Annotated in this window: 14 protein-coding genes; 6 read left to right on the forward strand and 8 right to left on the reverse strand. The window is 73.2% G+C overall.

Annotated features, from left to right (window positions below; all coding sequences use genetic code 11):
* Position 1: 1 nt before the first annotated feature.
* Positions 2 to 274 (reverse strand): metal-sensitive transcriptional regulator, encoded by a 273-nt coding sequence (locus IE98_RS0115140; RefSeq protein WP_030269138.1) that lies wholly within the window; start codon positions 272 to 274, stop codon positions 2 to 4.
* Between the two features lie 185 nt (positions 275 to 459).
* On the opposite strand from IE98_RS0115140, the gene IE98_RS0115145 reads away from it, so the two are divergent.
* Positions 460 to 1,026 carry a rhodanese-like domain-containing protein gene (locus tag IE98_RS0115145; protein ID WP_030269140.1) on the forward strand — a complete coding sequence of 189 codons (567 nt, stop codon included), beginning with the start codon at positions 460 to 462 and terminating at the stop codon, positions 1,024 to 1,026.
* A 69-nt stretch (positions 1,027 to 1,095) separates the two neighbouring features.
* Here the strand turns inward: IE98_RS0115145 and IE98_RS0115150 are convergent, their stop codons facing one another.
* Positions 1,096 to 1,737 carry a TetR/AcrR family transcriptional regulator C-terminal domain-containing protein gene (locus tag IE98_RS0115150; RefSeq protein ID WP_030269141.1) on the reverse strand — a complete coding sequence of 214 codons (642 nt, stop codon included), beginning with the start codon at positions 1,735 to 1,737 and terminating at the stop codon, positions 1,096 to 1,098.
* Positions 1,738 to 1,858: 121 nt separating this feature from the next.
* Here IE98_RS0115150 and IE98_RS0115155 point away from each other — a divergent pair, with 121 nt between their 5' ends.
* Positions 1,859 to 3,292 carry an FAD-dependent monooxygenase gene (locus IE98_RS0115155; protein WP_030269143.1) on the forward strand — a complete coding sequence of 478 codons (1,434 nt, stop codon included), beginning with the start codon at positions 1,859 to 1,861 and terminating at the stop codon, positions 3,290 to 3,292.
* 7 nt (positions 3,293 to 3,299) lie between these two features.
* On the opposite strand, the gene IE98_RS0115160 is transcribed toward IE98_RS0115155, so the two are convergent.
* A complete protein-coding gene (locus tag IE98_RS0115160; RefSeq protein WP_078661033.1) occupies positions 3,300 to 4,025 on the reverse strand; it encodes a hemerythrin domain-containing protein in 726 nt (241 codons plus the stop codon).
* A 340-nt stretch (positions 4,026 to 4,365) separates the two neighbouring features.
* Positions 4,366 to 5,400, reverse strand: coding sequence for an alpha/beta hydrolase (locus tag IE98_RS0115165; RefSeq protein ID WP_078661034.1), 1,035 nt, complete (start codon positions 5,398 to 5,400; stop codon positions 4,366 to 4,368).
* A 401-nt stretch (positions 5,401 to 5,801) separates the two neighbouring features.
* On the opposite strand from IE98_RS0115165, the gene IE98_RS0115170 reads away from it, so the two are divergent.
* Together IE98_RS0115170 and IE98_RS0115175 are read left to right on the forward strand one after the other, a co-directional pair.
* Entirely contained in the window at positions 5,802 to 6,545 is a 744-nt protein-coding gene (locus IE98_RS0115170) for an SDR family oxidoreductase (protein WP_030269148.1), read from the forward strand.
* A 270-nt stretch (positions 6,546 to 6,815) separates the two neighbouring features.
* The gene (locus IE98_RS0115175) at positions 6,816 to 8,201 is read left to right on the forward strand and encodes a glycoside hydrolase family 16 protein (protein WP_030269150.1); all 1,386 of its coding nucleotides are present in this window, start codon (positions 6,816 to 6,818) and stop codon (positions 8,199 to 8,201) included.
* Positions 8,202 to 8,322: 121 nt separating this feature from the next.
* On the opposite strand, the gene IE98_RS0115180 is transcribed toward IE98_RS0115175, so the two are convergent.
* Both IE98_RS0115180 and IE98_RS42475 read right to left on the reverse strand, forming a co-directional pair.
* Complete coding sequence (locus tag IE98_RS0115180) at positions 8,323 to 8,553, reverse strand: hypothetical protein (protein ID WP_159400917.1); 231 nt, start codon at positions 8,551 to 8,553, stop codon at positions 8,323 to 8,325.
* A 149-nt stretch (positions 8,554 to 8,702) separates the two neighbouring features.
* Positions 8,703 to 10,760, reverse strand: a complete 2,058-nt coding sequence (locus IE98_RS42475) for a carbohydrate-binding module family 20 domain-containing protein (protein ID WP_063748929.1) — start codon at positions 10,758 to 10,760, stop codon at positions 8,703 to 8,705.
* A gap of 380 nt (positions 10,761 to 11,140) precedes the next feature.
* Here IE98_RS42475 and IE98_RS0115190 point away from each other — a divergent pair, with 380 nt between their 5' ends.
* Together IE98_RS0115190 and IE98_RS0115195 are read left to right on the forward strand one after the other, a co-directional pair.
* Positions 11,141 to 11,650, forward strand: coding sequence for a SigE family RNA polymerase sigma factor (locus IE98_RS0115190; protein ID WP_030269155.1), 510 nt, complete (start codon positions 11,141 to 11,143; stop codon positions 11,648 to 11,650).
* Between the two features lie 50 nt (positions 11,651 to 11,700).
* Positions 11,701 to 12,513 carry a hypothetical protein gene (locus tag IE98_RS0115195; protein ID WP_030269156.1) on the forward strand — a complete coding sequence of 271 codons (813 nt, stop codon included), beginning with the start codon at positions 11,701 to 11,703 and terminating at the stop codon, positions 12,511 to 12,513.
* Positions 12,514 to 12,530: 17 nt separating this feature from the next.
* Here IE98_RS0115195 and IE98_RS0115200 read toward each other — a convergent pair whose 3' ends face one another.
* Positions 12,531 to 12,869: a P-II family nitrogen regulator gene (locus IE98_RS0115200; RefSeq protein ID WP_030269157.1), complete on the reverse strand. Its 339-nt coding sequence runs from the start codon at positions 12,867 to 12,869 to the stop codon at positions 12,531 to 12,533.
* Positions 12,866 to 14,185 carry an ammonium transporter gene (locus IE98_RS0115205; RefSeq protein ID WP_030269158.1) on the reverse strand — a complete coding sequence of 440 codons (1,320 nt, stop codon included), beginning with the start codon at positions 14,183 to 14,185 and terminating at the stop codon, positions 12,866 to 12,868. The genes IE98_RS0115200 and IE98_RS0115205 overlap by 4 nt, the downstream gene beginning before the upstream one ends.
* Positions 14,186 to 14,239: the final 54 nt, after the last annotated feature.

Here is a 14,239-nt window from a genome sequence, read left to right on the forward strand (position 1 = left end):
GTCAGGCCAGCGAGAGGAAGAGCTTCTCGAGTCTCGTCCGGACCTGCTGCTGGTCGCCGTCCGCGGTGTCGCCGTCGGCGAGGCACTGCTGCAGCCCGGTGGCGATGATCGCGAACCCGGCCCGGTCCAGCGCCTTGGACGCGGCGGCGAGCTGGGTGACGACGTCCTCGCAGTCCCGCCCCTCCTCGATCATCCGGATGATCCCGGCGATCTGCCCCTGGGCGCGGCGCAGCCGGTTGATCGCGCCCGTCAGTTCCTCGGCCGCCAGCTCCATGACCTCTCCTCTCCGAATACCCCAAGGGGTATAGCGTACCCGGCCCCCGCCGGCTTCCCGATCTCCCCGGAGACCGCCGCGCCCCGCGCACCGGGGAACGGCGCCTCCGCGCTCCCCCGACAGACCCCACCCCCGAGCTCCTCCACCCCCGAGGAGCAAGCCCCCCGAACCGAAGGGACTCCCCCGTGACCTCCACTCCCCTCACCCCCGAGCAGGCCCTGGCCCGGGCCGGCGAGCTCACCGTCGTCGACGTCCGCACGCCCGGCGAGTACGCCTCCGGCCACCTGCCCGGTGCGCTCAACGTGCCGCTGGACGCGGTGGACGGCCTGCTGCCCGAGCTGCGGACGGCCGCCGGGCGCGGCCCGCTGCTGCTGGTCTGCGCCTCGGGCGCCCGCTCCGAGCGGGCCGCGGCGGTGCTGGCCGGGCACGGTGTCGCGGTGGCGACGCTGACCGGCGGCACCGCGGCCTGGGCACAGCTCGGCCACGCCCTGGACCGGCCGGAGGATGCGGGCCGGGCCGCCTGGGCGATGGACCGGCAGGTCCGGATGGCGGCCGGTTCGCTGGTGCTGGCGGGCCTGGCGGCCGGGCTGGCCGCGCCGAAGGCCCGCTGGGTGGCGGCGGCGGTCGCCGGCGGGCTGACGTTCTCCGCGGTGACCGACACCTGCGCGATGGCCGCGGTGCTGTCGAAGCTGCCGCACAACCGGCCGCGGCCGGCGGACCTTTCGGCGGCGCGGACCGCACTGGCCGGCTGATCCGCCGGTCCCGCCGCGCGGGCCCCGCACCCGGTTCGGGCGCGGGGCCCGTCCGCGTCCGGACCGGCGTCAGGGCAGCAGCACCGTCTCGACGCCGGCGACGACCACGGCGAGCCCGCGTTCGAAGCGCCGCTCGAAGTCGTCGAAGAGGCCGGCGCCGGAGGCGGCGGCGAGCGGGTGGTCGGCGCCCATGGCGCGGGCCCGCTCCTCGGGGTCGTAGCCGGGGGCGCGCTCGCCGGGCGCCGGGTGGACGGCCTGCTCCTCGATGACGAAGCCGATGGTGAAGGCGTAGGCGGTGAAGTGGGCCGCCACGGCGTCGTCGACCGTGAAGCCGCCGCGGACGAAGGCGGTCAGCTGCTCCTCCAGGCGGGCGGCGTGGCCGGTGTCGGTGAGGCGGGTGCCGCTGAAGACCTTGGCGCCGTCGCGGTGGCCGAGCAGGGTGCGGCGCAGGGTGCGGCAGGTGAGCAGCAGCCAGGCGCGCCAGTCGGCGTCGGGGCCGGGGGGTTCGGCGGCGGCGGTCATCCGGCGCAGCATCTCGGTGGCCATCTCGTCGAGCAGGGCCTGCTTGTTGGCGAAGTGCCAGTACAGGGCCGGCGCCTTGACGTCGAGTTCGGTGGCGATCCGGCGCAGGGTGAGGCCCTCCAGGCCGGTCTCGTCGAGCAGGCGCAGCGCGGTGTCGACCACGCGTGCGCGTTCCAGTTTGGCCGCCACGTCCTCCACCTCCGCCGGTCCGTCCGGGCGGCACTGTGCCGCATCCGCTCCCCCTTGACAATTTAACAGCGTTAAGTGGATCCTCGGGACATCGCCACTTAACAGCGTTAAGGAGATCGGCATGCACACCGACGTCCTGATCGTCGGCGCCGGCCCGACCGGCCTCGTCCTCGCCTGCGACCTCGCCCGCCGGGGCGTCCGGTTCCGGCTGCTGGAGCAGGCACCGGGCCTCTTCCCCGGCTCGCGCGGGAAGGGCCTGCAGCCCCGCACCCAGGAGGTCCTCGACGACCTCGGGGTGATCGGCGCCGTCCGCGCCGCGGGCTCGCCCTACCCGCCGATGCGGTCCTGGCGGGGCGCCGAGCCCGGCCCCGCATGGGACCTGATGGAGCGCCGACCCGCGGAGGACGGCGTGCCCTACCCCGACGCGTGGATGCTGCCCCAGTGGCGCACCCAGGAGATCCTCCACGCCCGGCTGCTGGAGCTCGGCGGCTCCGTCGAGTTCGGCACCGGCGTGCTCGCCGTCCGGCAGGACGCGGACGGCGTCGCGGTCGACACCACGGCCGGCACCGCCACCGCCGACTACCTGGTGGCGGCGGACGGCGGCCGCAGCACGGTGCGCCGCGCGGTCGGCATCCCGATGGCCGGCGAGACGGTCGCCCCCGAGGCGGCCCTGGTCGCCGACGTCCGGATCGACGGACTCCCCCGCGACCACTGGCACGTCTGGCGGGACGCCCCCGGCGGAGCGGCACTGCTCTGCCCGATGCCGGGCGGCACCGCCCTGGACTTCCAGCTGTTCGCACAGTTCGAGGAGGGCGAGCCGGACACCTCGGCCGAGGGCGTGCGGCGGGTGGTCGCCGAGCGCACCCCGTTGCCGGCCTCGGCCGTCACCGAGGTGCGCTGGGCCTCAGGTTTCCGGCCGCGCGCGGCGCTCGCCGACCGCTTCCGCAGCGGCCGGGTGTTCCTGGCCGGGGACGCGGCGCACGTGCACTCCCCGGCCGGCGGGCAGGGGCTGAACACCAGCGTGCAGGACGCCTACAACCTGGGCTGGAAGCTCGGCCGGGTGCTGCGCGACGGCGCCCCCGCGGAGCTGCTGGACAGCTACGAGGCGGAGCGGCTGCCGGTGGCCGCGGACGTGCTGGAGATGAGCACCTCGCTGCACCGGGCCGGTGCGGTCGGCCCCGCCGCGAGGCGCGGCCTGCAGACCGGGCAGCTCGGCGTCGGCTACCGCGGCGGCCCGTTGAGCCGTGAGCTGCGCAGCGGCCTCGGCGAGGACGACCTGCAGGCCGGCGACCGGGCCCCGGACGCGGCGTGCACCGCCGCCGACGGCACCCGGCAGCGGCTGTTCGACGTGCTGCGCGGCCCGCACGCGACGCTGGTGGTCGCGGGTACGGCGCTGCCCGTCCCCGGCGGGCTGCCCGCGGACGTCCGCACGGCGCGGGTCGCCGAGGGGTGGGGCGAGGGCTACCTGCTGGTCCGGCCGGACGGCCACATCGGGCTGGCGACCGCGGACGCGGCCGACCTGGGCCCGTACCTGGCGGCGTGGGGCGCCGCCTGACCCGGGGTCAGCAGCCCCGGCCCCAGAGCTGCTCGGAGCAGCGGGCGTAGGTGGCCCGCCAGTGCGGCCAGTGCCGGGCGGTGGCGTCGTCGCAGTCGGCGATCAGCCGGTCGATCTGGGCCTCGTCGACACCGTCGAGCAGCCAGACCAGGGCGTCCGAGGAGGCCGGGCCGTCCGCGGCGCGCAGCAGGTCGAGGAGTTCGGGCAGGGTGCCGATCCGCGAACCGGCGGGGAAGATCCCGGCCATCCGCGGCAGCAGCTGGCGCTCCTCGATCCGCAGGTGGGTCTCCAGCCGGGCGGCGAGCTCCTCGACCGCGTAGGCGACCGGCCAGGCGCTGGCCGGGTCCCGGGTGGCGATCCGGACGAGGGTGGTGACCCGGGTGAAGGAGTGGTCGAGGTTGTGGTGGTCGGCCTCCAGCCAGTTGAGCAGCAGCCGCAGCTCCGGGGCGAAGCGGCGCAGCAGCGGCCAGAGCCGGGTGTCCTGCTGCTCGTGGTGGCAGGTGAGCATGGCGGTCATGAAGTCCCAGTGCCGCTGCAGGGCCTGGGCGGCGGCCTCGTCGCCGGGCTGCAGCAGGCGCAGTGCGTTGGGCAGCCGGGCGAGGTCGCGGCGCAGGGCCGCGTGCACCAGGTGCAGGCCGGCGAACGGGATGGGCTCGACGTCCGGCATCCGACGCTCCGCGTGCGGCTGGGCGGGGACCTGTGGCGAGTCGACGGGGAGCAGGTGACAGGACATGGCGCTCTCTTCGCGGCTGACTGGGGCTGGAACGGCTCCGGCACCGCGAGTGGTGCTCGGCCCGGGGCTCCAGCGTGCGGAAAGCCCATCAGAGTCGAATCAATGACCGATTGACGCGCAGGTCAGCGGGGTGATCGGGACGTTCGAACGATCCGGTCGATCGCCGCGGGCCCGGCCCCGGGTGCCCCGGCGCCCGGGCGGGCGCACTGCGGCTGGAACGGCGCGGGCCGGCGGGCTGCACCCGCCGCCGGAATGGAGTATCCCGCTCCGCGGAGACCCACGGGGGCGGACCCGCCGAATTCGTGCACGCGGCGTCCGCTCCCCCGGGCCCGGCGGCGCGTCAGTCGGCCTCCGGTCCGGCCAGGTTCTTGCTGAGCCACTCCAGGGTCTCCGGGATCATCTTCTTGAAGTCGGAGGTGAGGTGCTTGCCGCCGGGCTGCTCGTAGTACTCGACGGTCAGCGGCGGCACCGCCTTCTTGACCCAGGCCTTGACCAGCCCGGTCTCGTACGCGTTGGAGCCGCCGGCGGTGGCGAGCATCCGCACGTCCGCGGTGCCCCGGGCGACCAGCTGGCCCGGGCTGTTGGCCAGGCGCTCCTGCTCGTGGCCCTGCCAGAGCGGCGAGTCGGGGTTGAAGTAGCCGTCGATCGGCACCGCGGCCTTGAACGTCCCGGGGTGCTGCAGGGCGAGCTTGGCGCTGCAGAACGCGCCGGTGGAGGCGCCCATCAGGCCCCAGCCGTCGCGCCCCTTGACGGTGCGGAAGTTGGCGCGGACGAAGTCCGGGATGTCCTCCGCCATCCAGGTGCCGATCTTCGGCTGGCCCGGGATGTCGGAGCACTCCAGCGCCTTGGACTCGCTGGAGTTCAGGTTCTGCACCGGCATGATCAGGATGAACGGGTGGGCCTTGCCCGCCTTGGACAGCTCGGCGTCGATCTTCTGGATCGGCAGCTGGTTGTCCGTCCAGGTGTTGTAGCCGGCGCTCTGCCCGCCCGCGTAGAGGGTGAGCACGGGGAACCCGTGGCTGGCGTACGCGGGGTCGTTGTACTGCGGCGGCAGCCAGACCCAGACCTTGCCGCTGACGCCGGACTTCGGGCCGTTCAGCGTGGTCATCATGATCGGCCCGGCCTCGGTGTCGCGGACCTTCTTCAGGTCGGCGGCCGGGCCGGTCGGCATCAGCACCTTCTTGGGCTTCGGCGGCGGCGTCGGGCTCGCGGGCGCACCGGACGCGACCGACTTCGCCCCGTCCTGCGAGTTCGACGGCCCGCCGGAGCTCCCGCAGCCGGTCAGCGCGACGGCCAGTGCGGCCGCGGCGGTGCCCGCGAGAAGGGTACGGGTACGGACGGCCCGGCGGCGGGCGCGGGAGGGCTGCGGCTGCACGTTCGATCTCTCCGACGGTGGGACACCCCGGGGCGGCCGGACGGCCGCTGCCCCGGGCGGGGCCTGACCGGGGCGCGGCGCGACGGCCCCGGACACCCCGGAACGGCACGGCTGCCCGAAGGGCGAACGTCCGTGCCGTTCGTGATCCTATGACGCCGGCCTGCGCGGACCCGGTTGCGACAGGGCGGGCAACCGGCCGTCCGGCGGGGGCGGACCCCCGCCGGACGGCGGGGTACGGGAGGTTGCGCCAGCCGGTTGCCGCTCGGACGGCCGGCGTGTTGGCGGCTTCGACGAGTGACACCGGGCGGTCCGCGGCGCGATCATCGACGGACCGTCGGGGAGTGTCGCGCGGCCCGGTCCGCAGGACGTCCCCGGCCCGCCGAACCGAGGGAGCCCCCGCCGTGCCGCAGCAGATCGCCGTCGTGACCGGGGCGGGCAGCGGGATCGGCCGGGCGGTGGCCCTCGACCTGGCCGCCGCCGGCTGGCTGACGGTGCTCGCCGGGCGCCGCGCCGAGCCGCTGCACGAGACCGCGGCCCTGGCGGGCGGCGGCGCGGTGGCCGTCCCGGCCGACGTCACCGACCCGGCCGCGGTGGACGCACTGTTCGCCGGGGCCGCCGGGCGCTTCGGCCGGATCGACCTGCTCTTCAACAACGCCGGCACCTTCGGCGCCCCCACCCCCGTCGAGGACCTCGCGGTGGAGGACTGGCGGGCCGTGGTCGACCTCAACCTGACCGGCGCCTTCCTCTGCGCGCAGGCCGCCTTCCGGCAGATGAAGGCGCAGCGCCCGCAGGGCGGCCGGATCATCAACAACGGTTCGATCTCCGCCCACGTGCCGCGGCCGCACTCGATCGCGTACACGGCGACCAAGCACGCCGTCACCGGCCTGACCAGGTCGCTCTCGCTCGACGGCCGCCCGTACCGGATCGCCTGCGGCCAGATCGACATCGGCAACGCCGCCACCGACATGACCACCGCGATGGCCGCCGGGGTGCGGCAGGCCGACGGACGGATCGTGCCCGAGCCGGTCATGGACGCCGCCGACGTGGCCCGCACCGTGCGGCACATGGCCGAGCTGCCGCTGGAGGCGAACGTGCAGTTCGCCACCGTGATGGCCACCGCGATGCCGTACATCGGACGCGGTTAGGCCCGCACCGGCCCGGTCGTGGGTGCGAACGGCCAAAAGCGGCACTGACATGACTTGAGAGCGCTCTCGAACAGAGAGTGGTGTCGGACAGGGGCTCCTGTCAACCCGTCAGGTCGATCCGCGAACGGGAAATGCGACTCACCGGCTGATACGCCTTCAGTCATTGACACCGGTCCGGGGCCGCCGGTACCACTTTCGAGAGCGCTCTCACGCAGTCACCGCACGGCATCGCACGGTCCCCTCCGTCCCCACCCCACGAGAGGCACCCCCATGCGGCTCAGACCACGCGTCCGGCACCTGTTCACCGCGGCCGGCCTCCTCGGCCTGCTGGCCACCGGCCTCGCGGGCACGATGAACGCCGAGGCGAGCGTGCCCCCGGCCCCCTCCGGCTGGACCCAGGTGTTCGCCGACGACTTCAACGGGCCGGCGGGCTCCGGCGTCAACACGACCGATTGGCGCTACACCACCGGCACCTCGTACCCCGGCGGACCGGCCGGCTTCGGCACCGGCGAGATCGAGACGATGACCTCCAGCACCGCCAACGTCGCCCTCGACGGCAACGGCAACCTGAAGATCACCCCGGTCCGGGACGCCGCCGGCAACTGGACCTCCGGCCGGATCGAGACCAACCGGTCCGACTTCCGGCCGCCGGCCGGCGGCAAGCTGAGGATCGAGTCCCGGCTGCAGATGCCGAACGTCACCGGCGCCGCCGCCAAGGGCTACTGGCCGGCCTTCTGGGCGCTCGGCGAGCCGTTCCGCGGCAACTGGTGGAACTGGCCGGGCATCGGCGAGATCGACATCATGGAGAACGTCCAGGGCCTCAACAACGTGTGGGCCACCCTGCACTGCGGCACCAGCCCCGGCGGCCCGTGCAACGAGACCACCGGTATCGGCGGCCAGCGCGCCTGCACGCCCGCCTGCCAGAACGGCTTCCACACCTACGCCGTCGAGTGGGACCGCTCCACCAGCCCGCAGCAGCTGCGCTGGTACCTGGACGGCGTGCAGTTCCACACCGTCAACTCCGACCAGGTGGACGCGACGACCTGGAACAACGCCACCGACCACGGCTTCTTCGTGATCCTCAACGTGGCCATGGGCGGCGGCTTCCCCGGCGCCTTCGGCGGCGGGCCGGACGGCGGCACCGTCTCCGGCGTGCCGATGGTGGTCGACTACGTGAGCGTCTCGCAGTCCGGCGGCGGCAGCACGCCCACCCCGACCCCGACACCCACGCCCACCGCGCCGCCCGGCAACCGGGACGCCTACAACCCGATCCAGGCCGAGTCCTTCGACGCCCAGTCCGGCACCGCCACCGAGACCTGCAGCGAGGGCGGCCAGGACATCGGATGGCTCGCCAACGGCGACTGGGCGCAGTACAAGGGCGTCAACTTCGGCTCCACCCCGGCCCGCCAGTTCCTCGCCCGGGTCGCCTCCGGTGCCGGCGGCGGGGTCAGCGGCCTGGTGGAGGTCCGACTCGACAGCCGCGGCAACGCACCGATCGGCTCCTTCGCGATCGGCGGCACCGGCGGCTGGCAGACCTGGCGCACCGTCCCCGCCAACATCTCCGCGGTGACCGGCACCCACGACGTCTACCTCACGTTCACCAGCGGCCAGCCGGCCGACTTCGTCAACGTCAACTGGTTCGACTTCGGGCACTGACCCCCGGCCCACGGCCGCGCCCCGGCCCGCCGGTCCCCGCCCCGCAGCGGGGACCGGCGCCGTTCCACGGAACACCGGACCGGCGGCCGGGGCGTTCGCGGTCATGGGGCCGGGGCCCTGGTCACTCGTCGTGCGAGTGCCGGTAGCACGGCACCGGGCCGTCGGGGTCGAAGCGGTAGACGCTGGTGGTGGGCCAGTACTCGCCCGCCTCGGCGGCGGGCAGGTCGGCGCGCAGGACCATGCGTAGCGAGGGCGGGGGCGCGGAGGCGTGGACGCGCATCGGATGGCCGTCCCAGCGGCCGCCGCACAGTTCGAGGTCCAGGATCGCGAAGGTGGTGGGGGTTGTGGTCACACCGGCGATGCTGGCAGCCGGGGCCGGGGCAGAGCGCCGGGACGGCCCGTACTCCACTCCTTCGGGGGGTTTCGCCGCGGCAACCGTGACGGCCGCCGCACCACGGGGGTGCGGCGGCCGTCCGGTCGGGGCCGTCGGATCGGGAGGGGTCAGCTGCGGAAGGTGTCGCTCAGGGCGACCGGGCCGCTCGCCGGGACGGTGGCCGTCCGGTTCGCGCCGCTCTCCCAGGTGACGTTTCCGCTCGCGTCCTTGCGGATGTACTTGTACTCGAAGGCGGTGCCGGCGGCCATCGCCACGTCCAGCTTCCAGACCGGGTAGCTCGCCGAGGAGAGCAGCAGGGCGGAGCCGGTGTTCCAGTTGCCGAGGGCGGCGTTGTTGCCGACCACGTAGATGTTCTGGCCGGTCACGGTGGTGGCGTTGACCGCGAACGAGGCCCCGGTGGTGGAGGAGGTCGGGGTGCTGGTCGGGGTCGCCGTCGGGGTGCTGGTGGCGCACGGGTCGCCGCTGCCGACCGCGCCGTCCTTGACGGTCACGTTGCCGGTGCCGAGCGCGTAGTTGGCGCTGTTGTTGTTGTCCCAGGTGCCGGAGCCGTTGTTGAAGGTGGCGGCGAGGCCGGCGGCGGTGCCGAGGTCGGCGGTGTACTTGACCCAGCCGGTGCAGGCCGCGGTCATCGCGACGCCGGGGGAGGTCGTCCAGGTGCCGCCGGTGGGCGCGTAGTGCAGGTAGTAGGCCGACCAGTTCTTGTTCGTGGAGTAGAAGACGGTCGCGCTGCTGCTGCCGGTGGGCGTGGCGGTCGGGGTCGGGGTGGAGGTGGGCTGGCCGCCCGCGCCGACGTAGAGGGCGACGGCGTCACCGGCGGCGACGGTGGCGGTGAACTTGCCGTCGGAGCCGACGGTGTAGGTGGTGCCGGTGCAACCGCCGGAGACCGGGTCGCCGTGCTGGACGTCGCAGTAGGTGCCGGCGGGCAGCGAGGTCTGGAAGGTCTGGGTGATCGAGCCGGACTCGCGGTTGATCGCGACGAAGCCCTTGCTGCCGCGGCCGAAGGCGATCGCGTTGTTTCCGTTGGACCACCAGTTGGTCATCGCGGTGCCGGAGACGGCGTTGCGGAAGCCGACCATGTTGGCGACCTGGCGCCAGGCGTGGGTGCAGTTCCAGCCGTCGCTGTAGCAGGCGTTGACGGTGCCGCCGTTCGGCGGGCCGTCGTCGTTGCCGGTGAAGGCGTAGCCGGAGTAGACGTTCGGCGAGCCGTACGGGTGGGCCAGCATGAAGACGTTGGCCAGCGTGTAGGCGGAGCCGTACTTGTAGTTGAGGGTCGAGCCGTTGCGCTCGGTGTCCCAGTTGTCGACGAAGGTGCGGGCCTGGCCGCTCGCGAGCAGGCCGTTGCCCCAGGTGGAGAGGTCGGAGATCCTCCCGCCGTTGAAGGCGCTCTTCAGCCAGGTGCCGGAACGGAACTCGTCGACGTCGCCGAGTCCGGTGTACTCGGAGGGCTGGATCGGCTCGCCGGCGCCGTAGATGACCTCGGTCACCCAGTAGGCGTTCGGGTTGCTCATCTTCGCCTTGATGGCGGACAGGTCGGAGGCGGCGATGTGCTTGGCGGCGTCGATCCGGAAGCCGTCCACGCCGAGGGTGAGCAGGTCGCTCAGGTAGTTGGCGATGGTCTGCTGGACGTAACCGGAGCCGGTGTCCAGGTCGGAGAGGTTGACCAGTTCGCAGTTCTGCACGTTGGAGCGGTCGCCGTAGTTGCTGATCGCCTGGCGGCAGGAGTGGAAGTCCTGGTCCTGGTAGTAGCCCGGGTAGTTGTACTTGGTGTAGACGGTGCCGCCGGTGCCCGTCCCGGAGCCGGCCGACATGTGGTTGACCACCGAGTCGGCGATCACCTTGACGCCCGCCGCGTGACAGGTGGTCACCATGGACTGGAAGGCGGCGCGGTCGCCGAGCCGTCCGGCGATCTTGTAACTGACCGGCTGGTAGGACGTCCACCACTGGGCGCCCTGGATGTGCTCCTGGGGCGGCGAGACCTCGACGAAGCCGTAGCCCTTGGGGCCGAGCGTGTCGGTGCAGGCCTTGGCGACGGAGTCGAACTTCCACTCGAAGAGGGTGGCGGTGACGTCCTTGGTGCTGGGCGGGGTGGCCTCGGCGGTGGGGGCGATCGAAAGACCGGCACCGATCGAGAGGGCCAGGGCGGCGGACGCGGTGAGTGCGCCGATCGCGCGGCCTCTGCGGCCCGCGCTGACGGTGGTGACCACGGTGTCTCCTGGGGCTGGGTGGGGGTGAGCCTGGCCGCCCGCGACGCAGGGGGGTGGCGGGCGGTGGTGCAGGAGTGCTGCGGAGGGTGGGGGGCGCGACCGCGATACGCCGTCTGCGCGGAACCGACCGTGCGGGTTTCTGCAAGACCATTGAAACTTGCAGGAAACTTGCAACGCGCTGAACCTACGGCCGCCGTGAACGGAGCGTCAAGGGAGTCGACGGCAACGAATCGGACTCACCGGTAACATCCGCGAACCCCCGTGATACCTCGCCCGCGGCACACCGCGTCTAAGAGGGGGACGCCAACACACCGACATCGGACGCACCGGGGGACGACGGCATGGAGAGAGCACTCGAATTCGAGGAGTTCGCGAGCTCCCGCACGCGCAGGCTCTTCCAGGTCGCGTACCTCATGTGCGGGGACTGGCACCAGGCCCAGGACCTCGTGCAGACGGCGCTGGCCAAGATGTTCGCCGTCTGGCCGCGACTGCGCCGACGGGAGGACGAACCGGGCCTCGACGCCTACGCCCGGACCGTCCTGCTGCGCACCTACCTCTCGCAGCGCCGCCTCAAGCGCTCCACCGAGGTCGTGCTCGCCGAGATGCCGGACAGTCCGCAGGCCGCCGCCCACGGCAGTGACCTGAAACTGACCCTCGCCGCCGCACTCGGCCAACTCCCGCCCCGCAACCGGGCGGTGGTTGTTCTGCGGTACCTGGAGGACCACAGCATCGAGGCGGTCGCCGACATGATGGGCATCTCCGCCGGCGCGGTGAAGAGCCTCAACACCCGTTCCCTGGCCCGGCTGCGGGAGATCCTCGGCGAGGACCGCGAACTCCTCTTCCGGCTCTGATTCAGGCTCAGATCCCTCCCCGCCCCTTCACAGCTCCCGGAGTGCGCACCATGGACATCGAAGACGACCTCAGCAGGCTGCTCGGCGCGGGCGCCGACCAGATCCACGTTCCCGTTCAGAGCATCGTCGCCGAGGCGACGAGCCGCGGCCGCCGACTGCGCCGCCGGCGGCGGATCACCCGGGCGGTCGGAGCGGCCGCCGCCGTGGCCCTGCTCACCGGCGGGGTGGCCGCGTTCGGCCCCGACGGATCCGGCCGCAGCCAGGCACCCGCGACCGAAGCGCCCAGCGCCTCGGCCGTGTCCGTCCTCGGCCCGACCGATCCCCCGGTGAACGGCAAGGTCGCCACCAGCGGGGCCGGGCTGCTCGGCATCCTCGCCGAACTGCTGCCCGGCTCGACCCGGTTCACCTCGTACTCCGGCAACGGCCACCCGGACGATTCCGCCATGCTGCGGGTCGACGTGGACTTCGGCGACCACCTGCCCAGCACCGTCACCGTGGAACTCAGGAAGGACTGGGTGAAGGACGTCTGCCCCCAGGGCGACAGCCCGCAGGCCCACGCCTGCATCGACCTGCCCGTCGGGGAGCACCTGTACCAGGACTCCGTCCCCGGCGACACGCCCTCCCGGAGCTACCGGATCCATGTCAGGCGGAAGGACGGCTCGGCGGTCGAGCTGCACGTCTACAGCGGGCAGCTCGACATCGGCACCCGCGAGAATCCCCTCACCCTCAACCGCACCCGGCAGGAGCCGCCGCAGACGTCGACGTTCTGGGTCGACGTCGCCAAGTCCCCGCTGTGGAGCCTGCGGGTCCCGGTCGACACCGCCAAGGACGGTGCCACCCGGGCCTTCGCCGCCCAGCAGTGAGGCGCGGCCGGGCGGGGTCAGACCGCGTCCGGCCCGCGCTCGCCGGTGCGGACCCGGACGATCCCGTCCACCGGCACACACCAGACCTTGCCGTCGCCGATCTTCCCGGTGCGGGCGGCGGCGACGATGGTGTCCATCACGTCCTCGGCGTCCTCGTCCTCGACGACGACCTCGATCCGGACCTTGGGCACCAGGTCGATCCGGTACTCGGCGCCGCGGTACACCTCGGTGTGGCCGTGCTGGCGCCCGTAGCCGCTCGCCTCGGTGACCGTGAGCCCGTGCACCCCGCGCTCCTGCAGCGCGGTCTTGACCTCGTCCAGCTTGAAGGGCTTGACGACGGCGGTGATCAGCTTCATGCGGTGGCGGCCTTGTCGGACGGGTGCTGTGCCAGCACGGTGGCGTGGGCCGTCGTGCCGTGGCCCAGGACGCCGTGATCGTACGCGCTCTCGGCGTGCACGGCGAGGTCCAGGCCGGTCAGTTCGTGCTCGGCCGGGGCCCGGAATCCCATCAGCCGGTCGATCACCCTGCCGATGCCGTAGGTGGCGCCGAAGGCGTACCCCCCGACCACCGCCACCGCCAGCAGCTGCTTGCCGATCAGGGTGAAGCCGCCGTGCAGCAGGCCGACCGGGCCGCCGGTCATCACGGCGGAGGCGAAGACGCCGATCAGCACGGTGCCGATCACGCCGGCGACCAGGTGCACGCCCACCACGTCCAGCGAGTCGTCGTAGCCGAAGCGGAACTTCCAGCTGACCGCGTAGGAGCAGACCACGCCGGCGGCGAGGCCGACCGCCAGCGCGCCGAGCAGGTCGACGCTGCCGCAGGAGGGGGTGATCGCGACCAGGCCGGCCACCGCACCGGAGGCCGCGCCGAGCGTGGTGGCGTGGCCGTCGCGGCGCTTCTCCACCAGCAGCCAGCCCAGCAGACCGGTGCAGCCGGCCGCCTGGGTGTTGAGCAGGACGGCCGCGGCGGTGCCGTTGGCGCCGAGCGCGGAGCCCGCGTTGAAGCCGAACCAGCCGAACCAGAGCAGGCCGGCGCCGAGCACCACCATCGGCAGGTTGTGCGGCCGCATGGCCTCCTTGCGGAAGCCGAGGCGCGGGCCGAGCAGCAGGGCCAGGGCGAGGCCGCTGGCGCCGGAGTTGACCTCGACCACCGTGCCGCCCGCGTAGTCCAGGGCGCCGAGCTTCGACAGCACCCAGCCGTCGGGCGAGAACACCCAGTGCGCGACCGGCACGTAGACCAGCAGCGTCCAGGCGGCGGTGAAGGCCACCCAGGAGCCGAACCGGGCGCGGTCGGCGATCGCACCGCTGATCAGCGCGGCGGTGACGATCGCGAAGGTGAGCTGGAAGGTCGCGAAGAGCAGGGTCGGCACGTGGCCGGTCAGGCTCGCCGGGGTGATGCCGGCCATGCCGAGGTGGTCGAGGGTGCCGATGACGCCCCAGCCGCCGGCGTCCGGGCCGAAGGCGAGCGAGTAGCCGGCCACCAGCCAGACCACGGTGACGACCGCGATCGACACGAAGCTCATCATGATCATGTTGAGCACACTCTTGGTGCGGACCATACCGCCGTAGAACAGCGCGAGCCCGGGCGTCATCAGCAGGACGAGGGCGGTGCTGGCCAGCAGCCAGGCGGTGTCGCCGGTGTCGAGGCCGGCCGTGGAGTCAGCGAGCAGCATGCGGAACCTTCCCGTGCGGCGCGCCTGCGGGTGGTGGGGGCGCGCCGGTCGGGA

Source organism: Streptomyces sp. NRRL B-24484, from assembly GCF_000717715.1.
In the GTDB taxonomy this organism is placed as follows: domain Bacteria; phylum Actinomycetota; class Actinomycetes; order Streptomycetales; family Streptomycetaceae; genus Kitasatospora.

What these genes read in the sequence shown, in the direction of transcription:
- IE98_RS0115200 (WP_030269157.1), bottom strand. Translation starts at nt 12,869, where the DNA reads ATGAAGCTGATCACCGCCGTCGTCAAGCCCTTCAAGCTGGACGAGGTC.
- IE98_RS0115195 (WP_030269156.1), top strand. Translation starts at nt 11,701, where the DNA reads ATGGACATCGAAGACGACCTCAGCAGGCTGCTCGGCGCGGGCGCCGAC.
- IE98_RS0115205 (WP_030269158.1), bottom strand. Translation starts at nt 14,185, where the DNA reads ATGCTGCTCGCTGACTCCACGGCCGGCCTCGACACCGGCGACACCGCC.
- IE98_RS0115155 (WP_030269143.1), top strand. Translation starts at nt 1,859, where the DNA reads ATGCACACCGACGTCCTGATCGTCGGCGCCGGCCCGACCGGCCTCGTC.
- IE98_RS0115160 (WP_078661033.1), bottom strand. Translation starts at nt 4,025, where the DNA reads ATGTCCTGTCACCTGCTCCCCGTCGACTCGCCACAGGTCCCCGCCCAG.
- IE98_RS0115175 (WP_030269150.1), top strand. Translation starts at nt 6,816, where the DNA reads ATGCGGCTCAGACCACGCGTCCGGCACCTGTTCACCGCGGCCGGCCTC.
- IE98_RS0115190 (WP_030269155.1), top strand. Translation starts at nt 11,141, where the DNA reads ATGGAGAGAGCACTCGAATTCGAGGAGTTCGCGAGCTCCCGCACGCGC.
- IE98_RS0115140 (WP_030269138.1), bottom strand. Translation starts at nt 274, where the DNA reads ATGGAGCTGGCGGCCGAGGAACTGACGGGCGCGATCAACCGGCTGCGC.